The organism is Streptomyces sp. NPDC003038 (assembly GCF_040611115.1).
Classification (GTDB): domain Bacteria; phylum Actinomycetota; class Actinomycetes; order Streptomycetales; family Streptomycetaceae; genus Streptomyces.
On the sequence record NZ_JBEXNN010000012.1, the window covers coordinates 99,097 to 122,270 of the forward strand.

Annotated in this window: 24 protein-coding genes and 1 tRNA gene; all 25 read left to right on the forward strand. The window is 71.1% G+C overall.

Going from position 1 to position 23,174, the window contains the following annotated elements; translation table 11 throughout:
• Positions 1 to 134 precede the first annotated feature (134 nt).
• The 25 genes from ABZX75_RS17540 to ABZX75_RS17660 all read left to right on the forward strand — a co-directional run bounded on the left by ABZX75_RS17540 (position 135) and on the right by ABZX75_RS17660 (position 22,987).
• The gene (locus ABZX75_RS17540) at positions 135 to 1,301 is read left to right on the forward strand and encodes a ParB/RepB/Spo0J family partition protein (RefSeq protein ID WP_355411301.1); all 1,167 of its coding nucleotides are present in this window, start codon (positions 135 to 137) and stop codon (positions 1,299 to 1,301) included.
• Between the two features lie 131 nt (positions 1,302 to 1,432).
• Entirely contained in the window at positions 1,433 to 1,954 is a 522-nt protein-coding gene (locus ABZX75_RS17545) for a hypothetical protein (protein WP_355411303.1), read from the forward strand.
• 120 nt (positions 1,955 to 2,074) lie between these two features.
• A tRNA-Arg gene (locus ABZX75_RS17550) sits at positions 2,075 to 2,151 on the forward strand.
• Between the two features lie 197 nt (positions 2,152 to 2,348).
• Positions 2,349 to 3,806: a hypothetical protein gene (locus tag ABZX75_RS17555; protein ID WP_355411305.1), complete on the forward strand. Its 1,458-nt coding sequence runs from the start codon at positions 2,349 to 2,351 to the stop codon at positions 3,804 to 3,806.
• A complete protein-coding gene (locus ABZX75_RS17560) occupies positions 3,770 to 4,630 on the forward strand; it encodes a ParB/Srx family N-terminal domain-containing protein (protein ID WP_355411307.1) in 861 nt (286 codons plus the stop codon). Before ABZX75_RS17555 ends, ABZX75_RS17560 begins: the two co-directional genes overlap by 37 nt.
• 79 nt (positions 4,631 to 4,709) lie before the next feature.
• Positions 4,710 to 5,393 (forward strand): hypothetical protein, encoded by a 684-nt coding sequence (locus ABZX75_RS17565; RefSeq protein ID WP_355411309.1) that lies wholly within the window; start codon positions 4,710 to 4,712, stop codon positions 5,391 to 5,393.
• Complete coding sequence (locus ABZX75_RS17570) at positions 5,390 to 6,970, forward strand: terminase family protein (protein ID WP_355411311.1); 1,581 nt, start codon at positions 5,390 to 5,392, stop codon at positions 6,968 to 6,970. Before ABZX75_RS17565 ends, ABZX75_RS17570 begins: the two co-directional genes overlap by 4 nt.
• A gap of 41 nt (positions 6,971 to 7,011) precedes the next feature.
• Positions 7,012 to 7,317, forward strand: coding sequence for a hypothetical protein (locus ABZX75_RS17575; RefSeq protein ID WP_355411313.1), 306 nt, complete (start codon positions 7,012 to 7,014; stop codon positions 7,315 to 7,317).
• A gap of 123 nt (positions 7,318 to 7,440) precedes the next feature.
• Entirely contained in the window at positions 7,441 to 7,608 is a 168-nt protein-coding gene (locus ABZX75_RS17580) for a hypothetical protein (RefSeq protein ID WP_355411315.1), read from the forward strand.
• 42 nt (positions 7,609 to 7,650) lie between these two features.
• Positions 7,651 to 7,899 carry a hypothetical protein gene (locus ABZX75_RS17585; protein WP_355411317.1) on the forward strand — a complete coding sequence of 83 codons (249 nt, stop codon included), beginning with the start codon at positions 7,651 to 7,653 and terminating at the stop codon, positions 7,897 to 7,899.
• Positions 7,900 to 7,951: 52 nt separating this feature from the next.
• Complete coding sequence (locus tag ABZX75_RS17590) at positions 7,952 to 8,692, forward strand: AbiV family abortive infection protein (RefSeq protein WP_355411319.1); 741 nt, start codon at positions 7,952 to 7,954, stop codon at positions 8,690 to 8,692.
• A gap of 107 nt (positions 8,693 to 8,799) precedes the next feature.
• Positions 8,800 to 8,940, forward strand: a complete 141-nt coding sequence (locus ABZX75_RS17595; RefSeq protein ID WP_355411321.1) for a hypothetical protein — start codon at positions 8,800 to 8,802, stop codon at positions 8,938 to 8,940.
• 203 nt (positions 8,941 to 9,143) lie between these two features.
• Positions 9,144 to 9,503, forward strand: coding sequence for a DUF1360 domain-containing protein (locus tag ABZX75_RS17600; RefSeq protein ID WP_355411323.1), 360 nt, complete (start codon positions 9,144 to 9,146; stop codon positions 9,501 to 9,503).
• Entirely contained in the window at positions 9,503 to 11,242 is a 1,740-nt protein-coding gene (locus ABZX75_RS17605; protein WP_355411325.1) for a hypothetical protein, read from the forward strand. The genes ABZX75_RS17600 and ABZX75_RS17605 overlap by 1 nt, the downstream gene beginning before the upstream one ends.
• Complete coding sequence (locus ABZX75_RS17610) at positions 11,239 to 11,484, forward strand: hypothetical protein (protein WP_355411327.1); 246 nt, start codon at positions 11,239 to 11,241, stop codon at positions 11,482 to 11,484. Before ABZX75_RS17605 ends, ABZX75_RS17610 begins: the two co-directional genes overlap by 4 nt.
• Positions 11,471 to 14,932, forward strand: coding sequence for a phage minor head protein (locus tag ABZX75_RS17615; RefSeq protein ID WP_355411329.1), 3,462 nt, complete (start codon positions 11,471 to 11,473; stop codon positions 14,930 to 14,932). The genes ABZX75_RS17610 and ABZX75_RS17615 overlap by 14 nt, the downstream gene beginning before the upstream one ends.
• Positions 14,932 to 15,111 (forward strand): hypothetical protein, encoded by a 180-nt coding sequence (locus ABZX75_RS17620; protein WP_355411331.1) that lies wholly within the window; start codon positions 14,932 to 14,934, stop codon positions 15,109 to 15,111. Before ABZX75_RS17615 ends, ABZX75_RS17620 begins: the two co-directional genes overlap by 1 nt.
• Positions 15,112 to 15,255: 144 nt before the next feature.
• Positions 15,256 to 16,896 carry a major capsid protein gene (locus ABZX75_RS17625; protein WP_355411333.1) on the forward strand — a complete coding sequence of 547 codons (1,641 nt, stop codon included), beginning with the start codon at positions 15,256 to 15,258 and terminating at the stop codon, positions 16,894 to 16,896.
• Between the two features lie 78 nt (positions 16,897 to 16,974).
• Positions 16,975 to 17,829 (forward strand): cupin, encoded by an 855-nt coding sequence (locus ABZX75_RS17630; protein ID WP_355411335.1) that lies wholly within the window; start codon positions 16,975 to 16,977, stop codon positions 17,827 to 17,829.
• Positions 17,826 to 18,323: a hypothetical protein gene (locus tag ABZX75_RS17635; protein WP_355411337.1), complete on the forward strand. Its 498-nt coding sequence runs from the start codon at positions 17,826 to 17,828 to the stop codon at positions 18,321 to 18,323. The genes ABZX75_RS17630 and ABZX75_RS17635 overlap by 4 nt, the downstream gene beginning before the upstream one ends.
• 49 nt (positions 18,324 to 18,372) lie before the next feature.
• Positions 18,373 to 20,394 (forward strand): glycosyltransferase family 4 protein, encoded by a 2,022-nt coding sequence (locus tag ABZX75_RS17640; protein ID WP_355411339.1) that lies wholly within the window; start codon positions 18,373 to 18,375, stop codon positions 20,392 to 20,394.
• Positions 20,395 to 20,482: 88 nt separating this feature from the next.
• Positions 20,483 to 21,220 carry a hypothetical protein gene (locus ABZX75_RS17645; protein ID WP_355411341.1) on the forward strand — a complete coding sequence of 246 codons (738 nt, stop codon included), beginning with the start codon at positions 20,483 to 20,485 and terminating at the stop codon, positions 21,218 to 21,220.
• A 24-nt stretch (positions 21,221 to 21,244) separates the two neighbouring features.
• Positions 21,245 to 21,490, forward strand: coding sequence for a hypothetical protein (locus ABZX75_RS17650; RefSeq protein WP_355411343.1), 246 nt, complete (start codon positions 21,245 to 21,247; stop codon positions 21,488 to 21,490).
• A gap of 83 nt (positions 21,491 to 21,573) precedes the next feature.
• The gene (locus ABZX75_RS17655; RefSeq protein WP_355411345.1) at positions 21,574 to 22,275 is read left to right on the forward strand and encodes a hypothetical protein; all 702 of its coding nucleotides are present in this window, start codon (positions 21,574 to 21,576) and stop codon (positions 22,273 to 22,275) included.
• A gap of 1 nt (position 22,276) precedes the next feature.
• Entirely contained in the window at positions 22,277 to 22,987 is a 711-nt protein-coding gene (locus tag ABZX75_RS17660) for a hypothetical protein (protein ID WP_355411347.1), read from the forward strand.
• Positions 22,988 to 23,174: the final 187 nt, after the last annotated feature.

Genomic DNA, 23,174 nt, shown 5'->3' on the forward strand with positions numbered 1-23,174 from the left:
TGAACGGCCGCTGACTTGCCGGTTCGCTTGCCGACTTCTTGACCAAACTTTCCTGGATAACAGAGTTACCCCAGAGGGCTTTGGTCAATGAAGGAGGTGTAACACCCCACCAGCCCACAACCACGGAGGACGCCATGACCGCCACCACCACCACCGCCACCGAGGCGGCCGAGACCCCGAAGGCGGCCCCGGCCAAGAAGGTGGTCGAGCCCACGAAGGTCGTGAAGCGGCGCGAAGTGGCCGCCGAGAAGGCGGCCGAGAAGGCGGCCGAGCTCAAGACCGCGCTCAAGACCATCCCCACGGACCGCATCGACCGGGACGAGAACCAGCCCCGCGAGGTCTTCGACCAGGACGCGCTCCAGGAGCTGGCCGACAGCATGAAGGAAGTCGGCCAGCAGCAGGCCATCACCGTCCGGTACGTGCCCGGCACCAAGCGGTACGCCATCATCTCTGGTGAGCGCCGCTGGCGCGCGGCCCAGATGGCCGGCCTCACCGAGATGCACGCGATGGTCGTCCACGGCCTGGAGGGTGGCTCCGAGACCCTGGAGACCTTCTCCCGGTCGGTCGCCGAGAACCTGGGCCGGGCCGACATGACCCCGATGGAAGAGGCGCGGGCCTTCCAGAAGCTCATCGACTTCGGCCTGGACGCCACCGAAGTCGCCAAGCGGGTCGGTAAGAGCTGGAACCACGTCGACAACCGGCTCCAGCTCCTCAAGCTGACGCCCACCGCGCAGGAGGCCCTGCTCAAGGGTCACCTCCCGGTCGGCCTGGCCTGGTACGCGGCGCAGATCAGCCCGGCCAACCAGAACGCGTTCATCGCCCGCTGGAGCCGGGGGCAGTTCCCCTCCATCCGCGACGCCGAGCAGTTCTGCCAGCGGGTGCGGACCGAGGAGACGGCGGCGGCCAGCCAGAGCGTCATGTTCATCCTGGCTGAGGAGGCCACGGACCCGGGCAAGGTCGACGAGAGCATGTTCCCGGAGCTGGAGGTGGACGTGGACAAGCGGGAGAAGATCGTGAGCGACCGCAACAAGCTCGCCACCAAGATCGGCAAGCTCGGCGCGGCTGGCGAGATCCTCCAGGAGATCGCCGACATGGACCCCGACGAGCTGGCCCTCCTCCTCTCCGGCCTGCACGGCGGCATCCCCGGCAACCGGATGCGCATCGACCACCTGCGCCAGGTCGCCACGAAGGCGTCCCAGAACCTGGCCAAGGCCGTCACCGCGGCCACCGTTCGCGCGGGAGCCCTCCGGGTCGCCCCCGACGCGGAGGCCACCAACACCACCGAGAACGACGCGGCCTAGTCCGGTCCGCGCGGGGCCCCGCACCGGCGGGGCCCATCGGCCAAATCCACCGGGATTACGAGGGTAAACCCGGCGGGCTGGTCCAAGGATGAGGGTGACAATCCCGCCCACCCACAGAGAGCGAGCACACGATGATCTACCTCACCAACCTCGACCTGAACGCCCCGGAACCGGAGACGGAACGGATCGAGGTACCGCCGCCGCTGCCGCTGGTCACCAGCCGCTACCAGAACTGGCGGGAGTCGGCCGGCGTCCCCATCGGCATCACCGTCGGACGGCCCCGGTTCGTCCGCTACGACTACGTCTCGATCAGCCACCTGGCACCCCACGAGCTGTTCCGGGCGCCCTTCAAGAACATCGACAACATCCCCATCGAGCGCCGGGTGTACCGCGAGCGGCTGCGGGTGTTCGAGCCGGAAATCCTGGAAGCGCTGGAGGAGGTGGCCCGCTCGTACCCGGACCTGCCGGGCGTCCTGATGTGCTTCGAGGACGTCAACGGCGGCGAGGCGTGCCACCGGCAGTGGGCCTCGGAGTGGTTCGGCCAGCGGTTCGGCTGGAACGTCCCCGAACTCCCCGACCCGGCCGACGCGGCACCGCGGCAGCCCAAGGGCCGGAAGCCGGCGACGGCACCGGCGCCGGACACCCTGTTCTGACCGATGAAGGCCGGTGGCCCGGGGGCCAACACCCCCCGGGCCACCGGCCTTCGGCGGTTATCCACAGGCCGCCGGGACCGCCCCGAAACGGCTGCTACTCTTCCGCCGGCGTCATGGCCACCGCGAGCAGCTCGGTTGGATCGAGCACCGCTTCTCGTAGGCGGAGGTTGGAGGTTCGAGTCCTCCCTCGCGGTCCACAGGTCCCCCTGGCCACCCGGCCCGGGGGACCGTCGTTTGCCCTCAAAAGCTTCTCCCGCCGACCGACGGCCACACCCTCCCCACTACCGCCCCGCGCGCATCCGACCACCGGGTCCGCCCAGGTGAAGCGGCTACCCTCTCTCCACGCTGCTGGTTGTGGGCCGAGCGAACCGCTGACACCCCCCTTGGGACACCCATGCCAGCTGGATTCGCCGCGCCCGGCGTCCTCTTCGCCGGGAACTCCTCCGCCCCCGACCGCGCCTTCTACCGGCAGGTGTTCAACAAGCTGCCGCGCGACCAGTACACCCGGTACGTCGAGGTGGGCGTCGGCTCGTTCGCCGCGGCCCTCGTCGCCGCCAACGCGGGCATCCCGCCGTCCTCCATGGAGACGTCGGACGTCACCCTCTACACCGGCATCGTCGGCACGTGCGTGTCCGGCGGCGATCTGGAGTCCCTGGGCATGACCCTCGACGGCGAGCCCGTCGAGCTACCCGACGGGACGATCGTCGACCAGGCCGCGCACCTCCTCTACGTCCACTGGCTCGCCCGCATGCAGGCCAAGCCCGAAGTCGACTACTGGACGAACCTCGTCACGGACATGGTCGAGCGCGAGGACGAGCACAAGAAGCGGCTCGCCGGCTCCCTCCAGCAGATCGCCGACCGGCTGCCCGGCGTGAAGTTCACCCCGAAGTGCATGTGGGACCACATCGCCGAAGCCGAGGACGACCCGCACGCGATCATCATCGCCGCCCCGCCCACGTACAAGGCCGGGTTCGAGAAGTTCTTCGACACCGGCGGCCGGGTCGCCTGGAACGAGCCGCCGTACTCGATCTTCGACCCGGATGTCGACATGAAGCGGCTCGCCGACCACATGCGGGACAAGGCCGCGCTGCTGATGTTCCTCCAGGAGGAACGCTCCGGCATCGCCGCCCACGAGACCCCCGTGTTCGCCCACCCGCTCGGCGACGTCGCCCGCGCCTTCGTCATCAGCAACCGGCCGGAGGAGATCTTCAAGCTCACGGGAGGCCCCAAGGTCGCCCTGGGCATGTCCCGGTCCACCGGACCTACCTCCCTACCGATCGTCCCCCCGGAGCACCAGGTCACCGACCAGTCCCGCGTAGAGGTCCTCCCCGCCAAGGGCACCGAGGTCGACTACTACCGCGACCTGTGGATGCACCGCCTCGCCGCCGCCCCCGGCTCGTACAACATGCTCGTCGTCGTCGACGGCTACGTGGCCGGCGTCATCGGCTACGGCGCCGAGACGATGACCCGCCCCTACCCGGGCACGAACAAGTACACGACGCATCTGCTGATGCGGTTCGCGTTCGGCGCCCCGCACTACGAGCTGCGCCTCACCCGCCTCGCGACCATGCTCGCCCTCCGCCGCGACACCGCGAAGCTCGTGTTCACCGGCGCCTCGGAGATCCTGCTCGCCGCCTCGAACGGCCTGGTCACCGTCGAGTACACCCGGCACCCCGAGGCCAAGGGCCTCCGCGGCCTCATGACCTTGGAGTCCCGGGCCAAGCACCCGGACGGCTACAAGCTGTCGTACCGCGCCGACTGGGCCATGGACGACATCCCCACCACCGTCAGCACGTTCCTCGCGAAGGAGAAGGCATGGCGCGCCAGCCGAAGCAAGGCGATGAGGAAGTGACCACCCCGGCCCCCCAGGCGGACGAGCCGGCGACGGCCCCGGACCCCGGTTCGACAGGCACGTCCTGGTCCACCGAGGACCCGCCGCAGGACGTCATGCAGATCGGCGACGATCTGTTCATCCGCTGGGTTGACGTCGCCTCGCTCCGCGAGCAGGACATCAACGCCCAGGTCATGCAACCGCGGCACTTCGAGCGGCTGACCGGCAACATCCGCAAGCGCGGCATGGTCGAGTCCCTGCCCTACTGCCACCAGCCCGGCGGCACCGGCCCGATCGAGGTCATCTCCGGACACCACCGCTCCCGCGCGGCACGAGCGGCCGGCCTCCAGCGCATCCCCGCCATCATCGACACCCGCATGATGCGCCGCTCCGAGGTCATCGCCAAGCAGATCGCCCACAACGAGCTGCACGGCGACCCCGACAAGGACGTCCTCGCTCAACTCGTCTCGATGATCGACAACGTGGACGACCTGATCGCCACCGGCCTCGACGAGGACCAGCTCCCCACCGTGGAGCCGGACGACACGAAGCTCGCCATCCCGCACGGCGAGTTCGACTGGCGCTCCGCGACCCTCATGTTCCTCCCGCACCAGATGGAGGACTTCAAGGGCGCCGTCACCGCCATCGCCAACGGCACGGACCTGGTCGGCGTCGCCCCGGTCGAGATGTTCGAGGAGTTCGCCGCCGCGGTGTACGCCTTCGGCCGCTGCAAGGACGTCCGGAACTTCACGACCATGATCGCCCTCCTCACCGATATCGCCCGGCGCGAGGTCGAGGAAGCCGCCAAGGAATCCACCGAGCACGACGAGCCGGCCCCCACCTGACCCCAGCACCGACCCCGCGCCCGCGAAGCCCCGCACATGCTTCGCGGGCACCTCCACACCCCCAGGGATTGTGATCACCATGAGCGACCGCATCACCCTCGACCCCACGCTCGACCCCTGGGAGCGGCAGCCGGGCGAGACCCCGAAACGGCACGCCCGCTTCCTCGTCTTCCGCGACATCGGCCTCACCAGGACCCTTGCAAAAGCGTCAGACGAGCTAGCACTTTCGTACAGCCATGTGCGAGCCCTCGCCGCCGAGTACCGGTGGCAGGACCGCGCCGCCGCTTGGGACGCCCATCAGCAGCGCCAGTACACGGCCGAGCTCGAAGAGGAACGCCGCAAGGCCGCACGCGACGACGCGAAGATCCTCCGCATCATGACCGGCATGGTCGGCCAGGCCCTCCCGCACGTGCAGCAGCAGGCCGCCAACATGACCATCGCCGAGTTCACGAAGTTCGTGGAGACGACGATGCGGCTGCGCCGGAACCTGTTCGGCGACCCGACGGACACCATCGCGGTCACCGGCCCCGGCGGCGACCCGCTCACCGTCGCCGTGCAGGAGTTCCAGGCGATGCCGCCGGAGCAGCGGCGCGTACGCCTTGCCGAGCTGGCCGCCACCGTCGCCCGCCGCGCCCGCGCGATGGACGACGCCGACGATGAGGACGACGGCGAGGAGGCGTACGAGGTGCCCGACGACGAGGACGACCAGGCCGAGGAGGACGAGCCCGCTCCGGCCGTGGACGAGCCCAGCGGTGAAGAGTGACGGCGCAGTACGACTTCAGCGAGCTGGACCACCTTGACGACGCGGAGGTGTTCCGGCGGCTCCAGGCTGCCAAGAGGGCCGCGGCCCAAGACCTGCTGCGTGACCCGGCCACCCTCGCCCGGGGCCTGGATCCCGGCTATCGGATGCGGCCACACCTGAAGGTCATCAGCAACGCGCTCGTGGGCCTGGAGCGCGGCGAGTACAACCGGCTCCTCGTCATCACGCCGGCGCAGGTCGGCAAGTCGACAACGGTGGCGGAGTGGTTCCCGTTCTGGTGGCTGTGCTTGCACGGTGAGGACCGTGTCGGCGTGACGTCGTACTCGGACGACCTGGCGCTGCGGCGCGGCAAGGCGATCCGCCGGTACGTCACCGAGTTCGGCGGGGAGTACGGCCTGTCGCTGCTGGCCGGCTCGGAGGCGGCACAGGACTACGACACCAACAAGGGCGGCGGCGTCCGCTCCGTCAGCATCGGCGCGGGCCTGACCGGCTTCGACGTCAACCTGCTCGTGGTCGATGACCCGCACAAGGACCGCGCAGAGGCCGAGTCGAAGAAGATGCGCGAACGCGTCCACGACTGGTGGTCGTCGGCCGCCGTGAAGCGGTTGCAGCCGGACCGCCATGCCGTGGTGGCGATCCAGACGCGCTGGCATCCCGACGACTTCGCGGGCCGCCGGCTGGCGGAAGACGGCCGACTTGAGGAAGGCGGGAAGTGGAAGGTCGTCCATCTCCCCGCCATCGCCAACCCGTCGAGGTTCGGGCCCGACCCGCTTGGCCGGCGGGACGGCGACCCGCTGACGCACCCGAAGATCCCCACCCGGAACCGGAGTGCGCTGAAAGCCTGGTGGCAGGCCGACAAAGAAGGCTCCAGCGTCCGGGACTGGCACGCCCTGTCCCAGGGTGACCCGCAGCCGTCCGAAGGCGCGCTCGTCTCCCGGGACCTGCTGCGGTCGATCCGCGACGGCCTCACCGTGGTGGAGCCGCAGAAGATCGCCGTGGCGATTGACCCGTCCGGCGGCGGCCGGGACACCGCGGGCATCATCGGCGGGTTCCTCGGCGCCGACAAGCGGGTGTGGATCACCCACGACAAGACCCGCTCCATGTCGTCGGCCGAGTGGTCCCGTACCGCGTGCCTGCTCGCGCACGAGACGAACGCCGGCGTCATCTACGTCGAGTGGAACTACGGCCGCGACATGTGCCTGCTGGCGCTCGACACCGCGTGGAAGGCGCTGCAAGCGGAGGGCCGGATCCCGAAGGGCGCGCTCATGCCGGGCCTCCTGCCGATCAACGCCAAGCAGGGCAAGCTGCTCAGGGCCGAGCCGATCGCCCAGCAGATGGTGGAGGACCGGATCCGGCTGCGCGGCGCGTTCGTCGACCTGGAGAACGAGTGGGCGACGTGGATGCCGACGGACGCCGACAGCCCCGGCCGGATCGACGCCTCGTGCATCCTCGTGTACGGCCTGATCCCGGAGGTCAACCAGGGCGCGATCGTCCACGCCCCGCTGCCGACCGCCCCGATGCCGGGCGGTCGTCAGGCCCCGCCGGCCGCCGGACCGTACGGGAGGAGGATCGGGAAGTGAGCGCGCCTCGCCGCGCTCACCGTCCGTGCGACACTGCCGACATGGACACCCTCGACGGCGACCAGGTGCTCCGCGAGCACCTGGCACGCAACCCCGAAGCCCAGCACGCCGCCCTGAACGACCCCCAGTACGCGGCGGAAGTTCACCGGCTGCGGACCGTCCTCGGCCACCTTGACGCCGCCCTCGCCGCCGAGGGCCTGACGGGCGCGGCGCGGCAGAGGATCGGGGCGCGCCTCGTCGCCGACTGCCTCGGCACCGACGAGGCGAACGCCCGGATGGGCGACCATGCCCGCGCCGTACAGGACCTCGCCGCCACCGGCGCCGTCCCCGTACGGGGCGACTGGTAGACGGCCCCGCCCCAGGCGTCACAGCGGTCACGAAAACGGGCATCTGCGCCCACTGCTGTCCTAAGCGGATGTAGGACAGGAGATCCCTGCCCCCGGGACCAAGCCCGCGAAGGAGCCCCCGCGATGGCGTACCCGCAGCCCGACGACGACTGCTACGACGAGTGCAAGGCAGCCCAGCCCGCTGGACCTGGCGGGCAACTCCGCTGCATCTGCCAGCAGATCAACGCGGAGGACGAGGCGTACCGCGCCGAGCCGCCGGAGATGTTCGCCCGCGAATGGGGCTCTTACTGAACGGCTGGCGGCGCCGGGGCCGGCGCCGCCACACTGGCCTGTATGAAGCTGCCCCGCGTGCGCTGCCCGATCTGCGAGCGGCCCGTCGCCGCCGGCCCGGTCGCCGGACGCCTCAGCAAAGGCCGTGTCTGGCGGCACGACCCGCCGGACATGCGGTCCCGCTACAACGCCCTGATCTCGTGCGACGGATCGCTGGAGATCATCGACCTGCCGTACGGGCAGATGGAGATCCCCGTCGACGAGCCGGAGCCGGACACCGGCGACCAGGCCGCCGAGCCCGCGCTGTTCTGACGGCAGCGAGAAACCTGGTGCATTGAAGACCCGCCACTGCCACAGTGATCGAATGACGAGCCTGCCCACGGACCCGGACATCGCGGACCGGGTCCTCCTCGACCTCGGGCGAGAGGCGTTCAAGCACGCCCGGGAACTGCTGCGCGCCGCCCGCCTGGTCCTCGACGCCGAGATCTGGTCGGTCGCCTACGCCAACGCAGCCCTCGCCCTCGAAGAGATCGGCAAGGGCGTGATGTGCACCGCGATCCTGCCCCTGCCTGACGGGAAGCGGCAGGAGGAGATGGAAGCCTTCCGCGCCAGGGTCACCGACCACGGCGCCAAGTCGTTCTGCGCCCAGCTCGTCCTCGGCATGGCCGGCGAGGGGGCCCCGGACAGCGTGGAGGAACTGTTCAAGCAGGCCGACCGGAACGCCCGCCGCACGAACAAGAACAAGTTCCGCGGCCTGTACGTCGACTACAAGAACACCGGGCACATCCTCAGGCCGAGCGACATCACCAAGACGCAGGCCACCGAGCTGATCGCCACGGCTGAGAAGGCGCTCGCCATCTCCGAGGGCGCCGAGGACGCCCTGTCCCGGCCAGACCTGTACATGCAGCTCATCCGCCACGTCCGGGCAGGTGCCGCCGATGGCGTGTGGGAGGTGCTAACCGAGGAAGCGGGTCAGGTCGCACTCGCCATGCCCGCGGTCGCCCGCGACGAGCTGTCCCCGCAGGAGGCGTTGCAGGGGACGGCCATGGCGAAGCTGCTGGAGGGCCTGATCCCCGCCACCGCCGAGGAGCCGACCACACTCTGACGGAAGTGTGACCGACCTCACAGGCTGGCCGTACTGTAAAACGAGCGACTTCAGCGGGGAAGGGGCGAACGGAGCCCAACGCGCTCCCCCGACCCCGTGAGGTCCACGTGGGCAAGAAGCCGAAGCACGCCCGGGGCAACAGCCCTTGGTGGGACGCCCTCAAGCGGGCCGTACGCCCGATCCGTACGGAGCTGACCACCGTCGGAGCCGCCGTCGCCAGCGAGGTGGCGAAGGTCCTGCTCCAGTAGGCGGAAGAGGCCGGCCAGAAGGCCCCGGGGCGCCGCTCCGGGGCCTTCTCCGTGCTCGCCCTCCCCGCATGCCACAGGGCCCCGGGTCGCCCCGTACTCCAGGCTACGTTGGTAGTCGTGATCTGAAATGCCGTGCTGACCTGCGGAGTTAAGCCGGACCGGCGCTCGCGAAATGGCCTATCATCCCGCCCTCACTCGGCCGGATGATCAGCCTGGGGTACGGAATGATCGGTCTTACAGAACTCGCCTTCCTGGCGCTCGCCGGGTATCGCGGCACGCAGCTCGTCGTGCACGACTCCATCCTCGACCCGGTACGGGACCGGGTCTTCAACTGGCACCAGAAGCGGCCCGAGAGCAGCGCCCGCACGGCGATCGTCACCCTGATCTCCTGCGTCTACTGCTCCGGCTGGTGGGTCGCCGGCGCCCTCCTCCTGGCGTGGCTCCTCGTCACCGGCCAGTGGCACGGCACCCCGGTCCTGGTCCACGGCTTCGAGTGGCTCGCCGTCGCGGGCGCCGCCGTCCTCCTCAACCGCTGGGACGACTCCCGCCAGGACCACGACTGATGGCCCGCACAATCACCGCGGCGGCGTCCCGGTACACGTCGCGGAAGATCCGAGGCAAGGGCGCCGGGGACCAGTCGTGGCAGAGCCGTGCGTACGACATGTACCACGCGGTCCCCGAGGTGCGGTTCGCCGCCTCGTGGATCGGCAACGCCATGTCCGGCGCCCGGTTGTTCGCCGGCCGCCGCGCCGACGACGGCACGATCGAACCCGCACCGGCCGGGCACCGGGCGCACGAGATCGTCTCCCAGATCGCCGGCGGACCCGACGGACAGGCCAAGCTGCTCGGAGCGTTCGGCAAGCACCTCACCGTCCCCGGCGAGGGCTGGATCATCGTCCGCCCCAACTCCGAGGTGCTGTCGCCGTACAGCCCCGAGGACGGGCACGACTGGCGCGTCCTGTCGGTGAAAGAGGTCCGCCAGCAGTCCGGGAAGCTCATAGCCGAGATCGACGGCGAAGAGGTCCCAATCCCCGAAGGAGACCCCGACAGCATGGACCCGGACGGGCCCGTGGCGCTGCGCGTGTGGGAGCCCGACCCCGAGCGCGCCATCGAGGCCGACAGCCCCGTCCGCTCCAGCCTCGAACTGCTGGAGGAGCTGCTGCTGCTCAACGCGGCGGTGAAGGCGATCGCCCGCTCGCGCATCACCGGCCGGGGTCTGCTCCTCATCCCGAAGGGCACCCGGTTCCCCACGTCGGGCCCGGCCGGGGAAGCGGAGGACGATCTGATCGAGATCCTGATGACGATCGCCGAGACGGCGATCCGTGACCCGGACTCGGCCGCCGCGACGGTCCCGATCATCCTGGAGCTCCCGGCCGAGGCCATCGCTGAGTTCAAGCACATCAAGTTCGAATCCGAATTCGACGAGTTGGCCATCCGGCTCCGCGAAGAGGCCGTACGGCGCTTCGCCACCGGCTTGGAGATCCCGGCGGAGATCCTCCTCGGCCTCGGAGACGTGAACCACTGGGGTGCCTGGGCGTTGACCAGCGAGGCGATCCGGCTCGGCATCGAACCGAAGCTGGCCACCGTCGCGTACGCCCTCACGCAGCAGTGGCTCCGCCCCATCCTCGAAGCGGAAAACGATCCGGACTGGCACCGGTGGCTGGTCTGGTACGACACCGCCCCGCTGCGGGTACGCACCAACCGGTCCGAGACCGCTCTGCAGGCGCACGACCGGGGCGTCATCTCCGACGCCGCCCTCCGCAGGGAGACCGGTTTCGACGAGTCCGACGCCCCCACCGACGAGGAACTGGACCGCCGCAAGCCCACCCCGCCCGAGCCCGGAGACCAGGACACCGAGGAGGAGACGGAGCCGCCGGCCCCGGTCGAGCTGCCCGTCGACGAGTCCGAGGCACCCCCGGACACGCTCGCCGCCGCATCGGGCCTCGGCGAAGGGCTCCTGGCCGCCGCTGACGGCCTGATCTGGGGCGCGCTCACAGCGGCAGGGGAGAAGCTGCGCAAGACCCCCGCCTGCCCCCGCAGCGAGCGCGCCGCGGCCCGCGAGATCGAGTCTGCCCGCCTGCACACCCTGCTGCCGGTCGACGCCAGCCAGGTCGACCAGTGGCGCCTCCTGGACGGCGCATGGACCCGCGCCCCCGAGATCGCCGGACGGTACGGCCTCGACCCGGAGTGCCTGACCGCGTCCCTGGACAGCTACGCCCGCGAGCTGATCGCCGCCGGCGTCGAGCACGAGTACCGGCTCGTGCATACCGTCCTCACCTCCTGCGCCGGAGCAGCGGCATGACGCCCCGCCCCGGCCGCAGCGTCGGCATACACAGGCCCGCACCGGACGACGTGGCGCTTCACCCCGGCACGGTGCGCACCGGCTGGTGCCGCACCTGCAAGGCATGGACGCACCTCACCGCCGACTTGCTGCTCCTGTCCCCGGACGGATTGACCCTGGTCGGCACCTGGGCGTGGTGCGAGGTCTGCGACGACCCCGAGAACCCCCTGCCGGTGAGGAGGATCGACCGTGCCGGACCGTAACCGCCAGCTCGACCAGGCGGAGCAGGACTTCGCCGACGCGGTCGCCGCGGCGCTCACCGAGACCGCCGACGAGTTCGCCGACGCCGTCCAGGCCGCCACCGAGCTGGTCGCCGCCCGGTTCAGCGTCGGCCGGATCGCCCGCATGTGGGGCGCCCGCGTCACCGGCCTCGTCCGCCGGCTCCTCGGCACCGCTGAGGAAGCCGCCACCGCGGCGGCCGAAGACGTCGACGCCGAACTCCCGGACGGCTGGGACGACCTGCCCGCCCGGTACGACGACGGCACCCTCCCGGCCGCCATGAGCCAGTACGTCACCACGACGGAACACCTGCTGCGCGCGGTCGGCGACCGCCTGGCCGAAGCCGCCCGCGCCGAACTCGCCGCGGGCATCGACGCCGGAGAGGACATCGAGCAGCTGCGCGCCCGGCTCCGCGCCGCGTTCACCCGCGATGGCGCCAACCTCGGCCCAGCACGGGAGCAGCGCATCGCCCGCACGGAGGCCGGCCGGGTCTGGAACACGGCCACGCTCGCCGCCGCCGAGGACATGACCGGCCCCGACCGGCCGATCGTGAAGCAGTGGGTCACCCGGCACGACCCGCGCGTCCGCGAGACCCACGACGAGGCAGACGGACAGATCCGGCTCCTGTCCGAGCCGTTCACCGTCGCAGGCGTGGCCATGCAGCACCCCGGTGACCCGACGGCCCCGGCCGGCCTTGTCATCAACTGCCGCTGCCGCCTTGCCGTGCACCCCGAACTCCAGGCAACCGCCTTCGAACCACAGGACCCGACGCGGGTCGACGTCTTGGAATCAGAGGAGAGCGCTGTGGAAGCCCAGTCCGTGACCGCCGCTGGCGGCCACACGGGCGCGATGATCGCCCTCATCCCCACCGAGGAGGACGCCGAGCGTCTGGCCCTCCACGCCACCGGCGCCGAACCACCCGGCGAGCTGCACCTGACGCTGTACTACCTCGGCGAGGCCGACGCCTGGGACGAGGAGCACCGCGCCGACCTCATCGCCCGGCTGCGCTCCCGCGCCCCGGACATCAGCGAGCCCATCGTGGCCCGCGCGTTCGGCGCGAACCAGTGGAACGCGGACGGCGACGAGCCGTGCTGGGTGTGGTCCGTCGGCGACGACCGCGACCGGCCCGAGGACGCCCCGAACCTCGAAGCCGCCCGCTGGGCTGCCACCTACGCCCTGGAGGACATGCACCGGCAGCCCAAGCTGCCGACCCAGCACACCCCGTGGCAGCCGCACGTGTGCGCCGCCTACACCCGCAGCCCGTCGCTGCTGACCGCGATGAACCAGCGCCTCGGGCGTATCCGATTCGACCGGCTACGAGTGGCGTTCGCCGGTACGCACACCGACATCCCGCTCGCCTCGGAAGAGGAGGCAACCGCCATGGACGGCGACGAGAACCAGTCCCTCGGCCCCCTGGCACCGCGCCCCTGGTCCACGCCCGGCACCACCGCCCTGGCGTTCGAGAACACCCAGACCGGCGACGGCCGCGTGTTCCGGCCCGGGGCGCTGTACTGGAACGGCCCCGGGCCGTGGCCGCTCCAGCACGCCGACGAGATGCTGATGGGCCACCAGGGCGCCGAACTCGCCGGCGCCATCCAGAGCATCGCCCGCGAAGGCGACCGGATCACCGGCACCGGCGTCCTCTACCCGGGACGCCCTGCCGGAGCCGACGCGCTCATGCTGCTGGAGGAGCAGGCCCCGCTCGGCGTCTCCGTAGACCTGGACGACGTTTCCGTGGAGTTCGTGGACCGTACGCCCGCCGAGGACGGCGAGGGCCAGGTCCTGCTGCTGGCCTCCCTGCCGTCGGCGTCGCTGCTGCGTCTGGACGACGGCGCGTGGTCGCTGACCGCCACCCACACCACGGAGTGGGCCGCGTCCGGCGTGGCGCTCTCCCGAACCGGTACCGCCGTCCAGCTCATCACCGGCAAGGACGGCGTCGTGTCCGCCGCCGCGGTGCACGCGGCACTCGGCGCGACCGGCACGCTCACCGCGGCGGCCGGCGACCCCGACGACATCGAGGGCCGGGTCGTGCACCGCGAGTCGTCCGGTGACCTGCTGATGCGCGTCACCCGAGCCCGGCTGCGTGGCGCGACCCTCGTCGCGATGCCCGCCTACGACCAGGCCCGCATCGTCCTCGACGACATGCCCGAGCCTGGCCCCGCCGACGACAGCGACGAGGACGAGTGGTGGGCGGCGGCCAACGGGCCGAGCGAGGCACACATGCGGGTCGTCGAGTACGTCAAGAGCTCGCCCGTGGCCGTCGGTGCCCGCGACGTCGCCCGCGCCCTCGGCATGAAAATGGAGCCCGTACGCGGGCACCTGTCCCGCGCCGCGAAGGCCGGCCGGATCGTCCGCCTCGCCCCGGGTCTGTACTGCGGCCCGATCACCGAGGGCCCCGACGTTCACGCGTCCGCGTTCGAGGACCTGGCCGTGGCTGACGGCACCGGCATGGAGACGGCGTCCATGCAAGAGCTGGTGGCGTCGGCGTGGACGGCGATGCGAGACCTCCCGCCGATGCCCGCCGCCTGGTTCAAGGAGCCCACCCCGGAGGAACTGCCGCCCGGCTCCGGGGGAGTGCACTACGCGGACGGCCGTATCTACGGCTGGGTCGCCCAGGCCGGGGAGCCTCACGCCGGGTACCCGGGCCGGAAGCTGACCATCGAGTCGCTCGGCAAGCTCGACCTCACGCACTTCCTCCGCGCCCGCTTCCAGCTCGACGACGGCACCCTTGTCAAGGCCGGTGCCTTCACGATGAACGCCCCGCACCGCCGCGACGGAGCCGAGTGCGAGGACGCCGCCTGCCAGTTCGACGACTCTCGGACCGTCGCCGGGATCGTCACGGTCGGCCAGAACGCGGGCGGCCTCTGGTTCAGCGGCGCGGCCGGCCCGTGGCTGTCAGAGTGGGACCGCGCCGTTTTCCGGGCGACGCAGCCCAGCTACCACATGAAGCAGGGCCCGGACGGGCGTTGGCAGCTCCGCGCGGTGCTGTCCGTCCCCGTCCCCGGGCACTCCTCGCCGCTTCTCGCCGCCGCGGTTGCCGAGCGGTCGAACCTTGCCCTGGCCGCGTCGGCCGCCGGCCTCATGGACCGTCCGGACACGTCCGGACAGCAGCCGGACACCGGCCCGGGAGTTGTTCCGGACAACTCGGGCCAACTCGCGGCCGACGCCGCCGACCTGGGCGGACACCGTCCGGACAACCCGGCGGACACGTCCGGACAGCGTCCGCTCCTGAGCGGCGACGTGGACGCCGTCGCCTCCGCGCTCCTCACGAGCGTCCCGTTCCTCGACGTGCTGCTGGCGGCCATGGACCGCCGCCAGGAGCAGCGCGCGGAAGCCGCCAAGGCCGAGGCCGCGCGCCTGGCGGCGTCGGTCATCGACCCGGCCCGGGAACAGCTCGCTCCCGACACCAACACACCGGAAGGGGATGCCTGATGCCGTGCTCCTGCAACAAGAAGCGTGAGCAGTTCGAGGTCGTCGCGGACGGCGGCCAGGGGAAGGTGCTGTTCAGCTCCAGCTCCCAACCCACGTGCGAGGCCGTCGCCAAGCGGTACGCGGGCAGCATCGTCCGCCCGAAGGCCCCGCAGGGGGCGGCGAGCACCTCCAGTCAGTAGCGCAACACCCCGGCCGGGAGACCGTTCCGCACGAGCGGATGCAGCTCTCCCGGTCAGGGGTGCTGACGTCTGGCTATGCTGTTCGACAGCGTCTGATGGTTATGGGCCTGGACACTCCGCGATCGATCACAGGAGTGCCCGGCTATGGCCGACTTCGAGATCCCCGAGGACATCACCGCCCTCACCGACGACGAGCTCGCAGAGGCGCTGGCGGGCGCCGTCGAGGCGTTCGACGCCAAGTCGCAGTCCACGACCGTCACCACCAAGGACCTGGAAGCCCTTCGGTCCCTCGCGACCGTGGTCGACTCGATCCGCACCGAACAGGCCAGCCGCCGCGAGGCCGCCGAACAGGCCGCCGCAGAGATCGACGCCCTCGCCGCCCAAGTGCGCGGCAGCGACCCCGAGCCCGGCGAGGACGAGCCGGCCGAAGAGACAGCGGCAGCGGAACCGGAGCCCGAGCCCGAGTCCGAGCCGGAGCCCGCCCCGAAGGCCACCGCCAGCGCCGTCGTCCATCGCCCCGCCCTCGATCTGTCCCACGTGCGCCGCCGCCAGCCCCGCGTCCTCCCGGAGCCGCCGGCCCCGGGCACCTCCATCACCGCGGCGGTCGACGTCCCCGGCTACACCCCGGGCGCAGCGCTGGACTTCGGCGACATCACCACCGGCATCATCAGCCGGGCAAACGCCCTCAAAACCGCTGGCGGTGGCGTCGGGCAGGTCATCTCCTACCGGCACCCGTACCCGCAGGAGCTCATCGTCACCGACTCCAGCTCGGCGCCGGAAGGCACGACCGTCGCCATCACGGCGGCGAACCAGCGGCGCCTGCCCCAGGGCGACCTGGTCGCGTCCGGCGGCTGGTGCGCGCCGTCCGAGACCGTGTACGACCTGGTCGACGTCGCGTGTCCGGACATGCTGTGGGACGCCCCGGAGATCCAGCTCGCCCGTGGCGGACTGCGCTTCTACCGCACGCCGTCCCTGGACGTCGGGTCGATGACCTGGGTGCACACCGAGGCCGACGACATCAGCGGTGCCACCAAGCCGTGCTTCAAGATCCCCTGCCCGGCACCGACTGAGGTGAGGTGCGACGCGGTCGGTGTCTGCCTGGAAGCAGGCATTCTGACGCAGCGTCACTTTCCGGAGCTCGTCGCGTGGTACTTGAGGAACTCGATGGTCGCGCACGAGATCCGCCTCCGGCAGGTCCTCTTCCAGAAGGCGCTCGCCGCGGCGACCCCCGTCACGATGGCCCCCTCGATGGGCGCCCTGTCCGCCGTGTACGCGGCCGTCGCGCTCCAGAGCAGCGACATGATCGAGCGGCACAGCCTGTGCGAGAGCACGTCCCTGGAGGTCGTGTTCCCATGGTGGGCGCGCGGCCTTTTCCTCACCGACCTCGCCCGCCGTAACGGGGTGACCGTGGACCAGGTCAGCGACTCCCAGATCCAGGCGCTGTTCACCGAACTCGGCGTCCGCGTCCAGTGGGCGCGCGGCCTCTCCCCAGCCGTACCGACGGACATCGGCGGCGCGACCCCGGTCACCAGCTTCCCGGACGCCGTCCAGTTCCTCATCTACCCGGCCGGCTCGCTCCAGATCGGCCGCGGCGAGGAGGTCAACCTCGGCGTGATCCACGACAGCACCAAGTTCAGCAAGAACGACTACACCGCGCTGTTCGCGGAGGAGTGCGTGGCCCTCGTGAACAGGTCGGTCGACACCCGCCGCGTCACGGTGCCCGTCTGCCCGAGCGGTGAGACCGGCGCCCAGACCGACATCGTGTGCCTGCCCGACGCGAGCTGATCCGCCTCCGGCCCACTACAGCGTGCCGGGCCCTCCCCACGGGCCCGGCACCGCTCCTGACACGACTGGAGGTGCGCGATGCCGTCCGCCGGCCTGCGCAGCTACGTAGAGGCGATCCCGGGCACACCGCTGCCGCACGGCATCCTCGGCGCCTCGTGCACGACCATCACCGACGTCACCGAGGACCGCATCCACGAGCTCAACGGCGTGGAGTGGATCACCTTTGGCTGCTGCCCCGTCAACGACTGGCCCGACCCGTGCGACGACGAGTCGCCCAGCGACGAATCCCCCGGCGCCCCGACCCAGAAGGAGTTTTGCCGCCCGGCCCTGGAACACGCCTCACCCATCACCGTGTACGCCGGCATCGAGTGCTCCACCCTCGGTTGGTCGTACGAGGAGGCCCGCGCCCATGCGCAGGCCTCGCTCGCGCTCGGCGAGCAGCAGGCGCTCGAGGCCGCGTGGTGGCGCGACACGCTCGCGATGACGGCTGTGGACCTCACCCCGGCCGCCGGGCCGGTGACTGTCGAGCAGGGCGTGGCCGCGCTGGAGGGGTGTCTCGCGGAGTCGTACGGCGGCGTCGGCACCCTGCACGTCCCTGTCGGCGTCGCCTCGCTCCTCGGCTGCTGCAACGTGCTGAGAGAGGACCCGGCAACCGGCACCTTGCGGACGCTCGCCGGCCACTGCGCTGTGATCGGCGCGGGGTACAGCGTCATGAACACGGGCCCGGGAAACATCCCGGCCGAGCCGGGCACGGGGTGGCTGTACATCACCGGCCCGGTGGCCATCCGTCGTGGACCGGTCGACACCATCCCCGACCAGCGGGGCCAGTCCATCAACATCCGCAGCAACGACATGCGGCTGCTCGTCGAGCGCACCTACGTGGTGGGCACGACCTGCACCGTGTGCGCGATCCAGGTGGTGACCTACCCATGAGCGACATGATCGAGGTTGAGCCGGCCCACGAGCTGCGCGTCGCCTTCGCCCGCTGGGCGGTCGCCCAGACACCGAAGCCGTACACCGTCGGTCCCAACACCTTCGCTGTCCCGGCCGAGCTGTTCACCGTGGCCCCGGAGGAGATCCTGATCGGCGCCCGAGTGGACGGCCACCAGTACATCTCTCCGGACGTGGACGAGCAGGAGGCGAGCGAGCACGTCGAGCTGCTGGGCGTCGCTACCGCCGAAGGGCTGGCCGGTGGGCTGGAACAGGAGCGGATCGCCGTGCCGGGCGAGCCGCTCCCGGAGGTGCCTCCCGCCGCCTACCCGCCGGGCTCGGTGCCCCTGGAGGAGCCGGGCAGCGACTCCAGCACCCCGCAGGCCGACGGCGTCGAAGGGGCCTTCCCGTGCGACCTCTGCGCGCGGACGTTCACTACGGAGCGCGGCCGGGACCACCACCGCCGCCAGAAGCACCCGGAGGTACGGCGCTCGTGAGGCCTCCAGCGCCAGGCCGGCGCCCGGTGACAGCGTGTACGCGCCCGTGATGCGCATCCTGGTGGTCCTGCCCTTCTACGACCGGGTGCCCCCGACTGGCGCGTACGTCACGACCCGCGAGTACGTCCAGCACCTGGTGGCGGCGGGCCATGCGGTCGATGTGGTGACCACCGGGAAGGGGCACGGTGAGCCGCGCACCGAGGGCGGCGTACGGGTGTGGCCGCTGCGGTACTGGCGGCGCGCTGTCCAGGTCGCTCGGCCGGAGGTGCTGATCTCCCATCACCGTGACCGGCGGGGGCGGCAGATCGTCGCGCAGGCCCCGGACGTGCCGCGCCTGCTGATGGTGCACGGCATGTCCGATGATCGTGATCTCGGACAGCCGGGCATGGCGTGGTTCCCCTCTCACGCCTGCCGCGCCCACTACTCGGCCTACCGGGGGCCGTTCGTCGTGCTGCCGCCGCCGATCGCCCCGGAGCGGTACCGCACGGATCCCGGCGAGTTGGTGACCCTGAACGGGTCCACGACGGCGAAGGGCGCCGACGTGCTCGCTCTGGTCGCCGAGCGGATGCCGGACATCCGGTTCCTCGTCGTACGCAGCCACCGGCGCGACGACCCGCCGATGCCCGGCAACGTCGAGGTGACCGACCGAACCGACCCGCGGCAGCTGTACGCCCGCACCCGCGTCCTCGTCATGCCGTCCCAGTCGGAGTCGTACGGCCGGGCCGGGGTCGAGGCGATGCTGTCGGGCATTCCCGTCCTCGCCTCCCCCCTGCCTGGGCTGCGGGAAGCGCTCGGCACAGCCGCGACCTACATCGAGCGGGACGACATCACCAGGTGGGTGGACGAGCTCCGCCGCCTCTCCGCCCCGGCCGCCTACCGTGCGGCGTCCAAGGCGGCGCTCGCGCACGCAGAGACGCTGGATTCAGCGGCCAGCTTGAGCGGCTTCGAGGAGGCGTGCGTCAGCCTCCTCCGCGCCCAGCCGACCGGGCACCAGCAGCGGCGCCCCTCGCCCGAGCCCGTCGTCGCGGCCTCCGCTGGGCCTCCTCCGGCAGCGGACGTGGTGGCGTGGGTGCACTACGGCGTGCCGTACCGGCGCGCGGGCTCGGAGACGATGCTGCACACGATGATGCGGGCGCTACGAGAAGCCGGTACGAGCGTCCTGGTGGTCTGCTCCGAGATGCCCGAGGCCCCCGCTCGGTGGGACGTCGACGGCGTCCCGTACGCCCAGCTCGGCGAGGCGGCTGCCGAGGCGACCCTCCGGCAGATGCGCCCGCGCTCCCTCGTGACGCACCACCACTTCGGGGCGCGCGCCGTCACGCTGGCCAAGACCGTGCGCTCCAGAGCCGTGCTGCTGCTGCACAACGACTTCGAGCAGCCGGCCTTGGAGCTGGCCCCGGACCTGTGCGTCTACAACACCGAGTGGGTGATGAAGTCGCTCGCGACGCGCTATCCGCAGCTTGACCAGGCCGGCGCCCTCGTGGTCCACCCCCCGGTGATCCCCGAGGAACATCGGGTGCCGAGGCCCGGCGCCCACGTCACGCTCGTGAACCTGAGCAGGGACAAGGGTGTCGACACCTGGCGCGGCGCAGCGGCCATGCTGGGGTCCTTGCCGTTCCTCGGGGTGACCGGCGCCCACGGCAAGCAGGTGACCCGCGGGGTACGCGGCAACGTGCGGATCATCCCGCAGACCTCTGACATGCGCCGCGATGTGTGGGCGCGGACGCGGGTCCTCACCGCGCCCAGCGTCTACGAGTCGTACGGCATGGCAGCGGTGGAGGCCCTGGCCTCGGGCATCCCCGTCATCGCCCACCCCACCCTTGGTCTCCGCGAAGCGCTCGGCGACGCCGGCGTCTTCATCGACCGGTCTGATACCCGCGCCTGGGTGGCAGCGATCCGTGCCCTGTACCGCGATGGCCCGGAGCGTGCCCGCAAGGTTGAAGCGGCGCGCGCTCGCAGCGCGTTCCTCGCCGAGCAGTCCCGCCTGGAGCTGGCGCGGTGGATAGAGGTCATGGAGCGCGCCGCCAGCGGGCCCCCGAGGGCGCCGCGTGGCACCGTGCGCCGATCCCCTTGAGCCCGAAGCGCGTGGGCTCGCGCGGTTATGGTGGTGCTGTCGCCGCTGGTTGTGGGCCGGGCGCCCTTCGTCCGTAGAGAGGGCGCTCATGCGTAGATGCTGCGGCGAGGCCCAGTGCACGTGCACGGTCATCGCGGGATCCGGCGTCACGGTCACCGGGAACGGCTCGACCTCCACCCCGTACACGGTGGCCGCGACCCCGCTCGTGACCGGCTGCGGTCTAAGCGGCACCGGTGAGGCCGCTGCCCCCCTCGTGGTGGCGCCGGCGGCCGGGTCGGCTGCCTGGCCCTGGACCGGCGCCGTGGCCACGGAATCGACCCTGAAGTGCGACCCCGCCACCGGCAAGCTCTGGACCCCACCGGAACACCGCAGCTCAGCCGACAAGGTCTACACCGAGCACTTCGCCAGCGGCTCCGGCTCCATCGCCGTGACCGCCGGCTGGGTGGCCATCAACGCGAGCGCCTTCGTCCAGTTCGCCGTCCCGGCCAACTACCTGGGGAACACATCGCGCCCCTGGTGCTACCAGGTGACGGTGGCCGGTACCTGGGACATCAACTACGTCTCCACCGCCACCTTCACGGTCGGATACCTGCTGTCCATCGACGGCGGGGCCGGTGCCGTTCGGCCCTTGTGGGGACTGCTGACCGCCCCCGGCGCGGCACGCCGGGAGCGCCAGAGCGGCACCGTGCTCGACACCGGCTACAACCGCGCCCCTGGCACGGCGCGCACCGTACGCCTGACTCCCGCCGTCAACGTCACCGCGGGCAGCATCACGGTCAACTCGTGGATCTCGGACGCCGCGATCATCACCACGACCAACAACTGACCGGTGAAAGGGAGGCTGACGCCCATGCGGTTCTTCATCTCCCCGGACGAGTCCGGGTTCCTCACCAAGGACGGTGACCTCCTCGACCCTCCCGAGGGGTGGGAGGAGGTAGGCCCGGATGAGTACGCCACACGCCTTGCGGCAGCCCAGCGCGTCGGGGAGGAGCGAGCCGCCGCGTGGCTCGCCGCCGAGCAGCAGGCCGATGCAGAAGCCGTACCCCGCACCCCCCAAGCGGAGGTAGGCCGGAAGACCGTACGCCGCGCCCGGTAGGGGGCGGAGTCGCGCGGCTATGCTGGTGTCCGTCGCCGCTGGTTATGGGCCGGGCCGACCAACGCACTGTTGGAGGCCCCCAGATGCCCTGTCCGCTGATCGCCAACGCCGACACCATCCGGGTCACGCGGCTCGACGGCTGCGGCCGCCCGGTATGTGGCGATGACAACGGATTCGTGTTCGACTGCTTCGCCAGCCTGTCGATGAACCCGAACATCGAGGAAGGCGAGGACGTCGAGTACCGCGCCGCCAACGGCAGGGTCTGCGGCTTCAAGCGCGGCTGCCCGAGCCTCCGTGGCTTCGACGTCGAACTGAACTTCTTCTCCGTGTCGCCGGAGTTCATCGAGCTGGTCACGGGAAATCCGGTCTTCTACGGCTACGACGGCAAGCCGATCGGTTACGACGACTGCTCCGTCCAGTGCAACAGCGGCTTCGCGCTGGAGCTGTGGGCCGAGGTGCTGGGCGAAGACGCCTGCGACGGCGCCGGCGACGAGGGCGCCTGGATCTACTTCCTGCTCCCGTGGCTCACCAACGGTGTCCTCGGCGACATGGAGATCGGCAGCGAGGCCGCTTCGCTCACCCTCACCGGCGCGACCCGCGCCGGCGGCGGGTGGGGCGTCGGCCCGTACAACGTCATGCCGATCAACGCCGCGGGCACCGCCGGCCCCATGCTCACGCCGATCGGCTCGTCCTGCCACCGCCGGACGTTCGTGACCTCGATCGCCCCGCCGGTGCCCGTGTGCGACTACACCGCCGTCACCGGCCCCATGTGCCTGGCGTCCTGACGTGGAGGCGCCGGACATCGTCGTACCGGTGCGGGAGGGATCCGCCAACGAGCAGTTGCGCTACGCGCTGCGCTCGTGGGTGGCCCACCTGCCGCACAGGCGGGTGTGGGTGGTCGGTCACCGTCTGCCGTGGCTCAACGGCGTCCAGCACATCCCCACCCAGCAGATCGGCACGAAGTACCAGAACACCACCATCGCCGTACGGGCGGCGTGCGAGCACCCAGAGGTGTCCGAGACGTTCCTGTTGGCCAACGACGACATGTTCGTCATGCGGCCCTGCACCTCCATGCCGGTGCTCCACAGAGGTCCCGTGCAGGCCGTGGAGCCGTACTACGCGGCCCGGGCGTCCGGGCCGTACCTGCGCGGCATGAGGGAGACCCGCGCGCTCCTGGAGCAGCTCGGCCACCCCGACCCGCTCTCGTACGAGCTGCACGTGCCGATGCCCGTGGACAAGACCGGGATGCTGCGTGCCCTGGACGTCGGCCGGCACCTGGACGTCCTTCACAAGCGGACGATGTACGGCAACCTTGCCGAACTCGGCGGCAGGGAGTTCCGGGACGTGAAGATCGCGCACCGCGCGCCGCGCGGCTACGGACCCCATTCGGGGTTCCTGTCGACCATGCCCGACTCCTTCGCGGCTGGAATGGTCGGACAGTTCATCCGCAGCGCCTTCCCGCAGCCGTGCCGGTACGAAATCACGGGGAGGCAGTGAATGCCGCTCCACATCGGACCATGCGACCCGTGGCCCACCTCCCTCTGCTGCGAGATCCCAGAAGGAATGGCCCTGGAGGAGGTCGATCGGTGGACACGCGTCGCGTCACAGCTCCTCTGGGGCCTGTCCGGGCGACGGCTGGGCCCGTGCCCGGTTACCGTCCGCCCATGCCGGCGGTCGTGCCTGG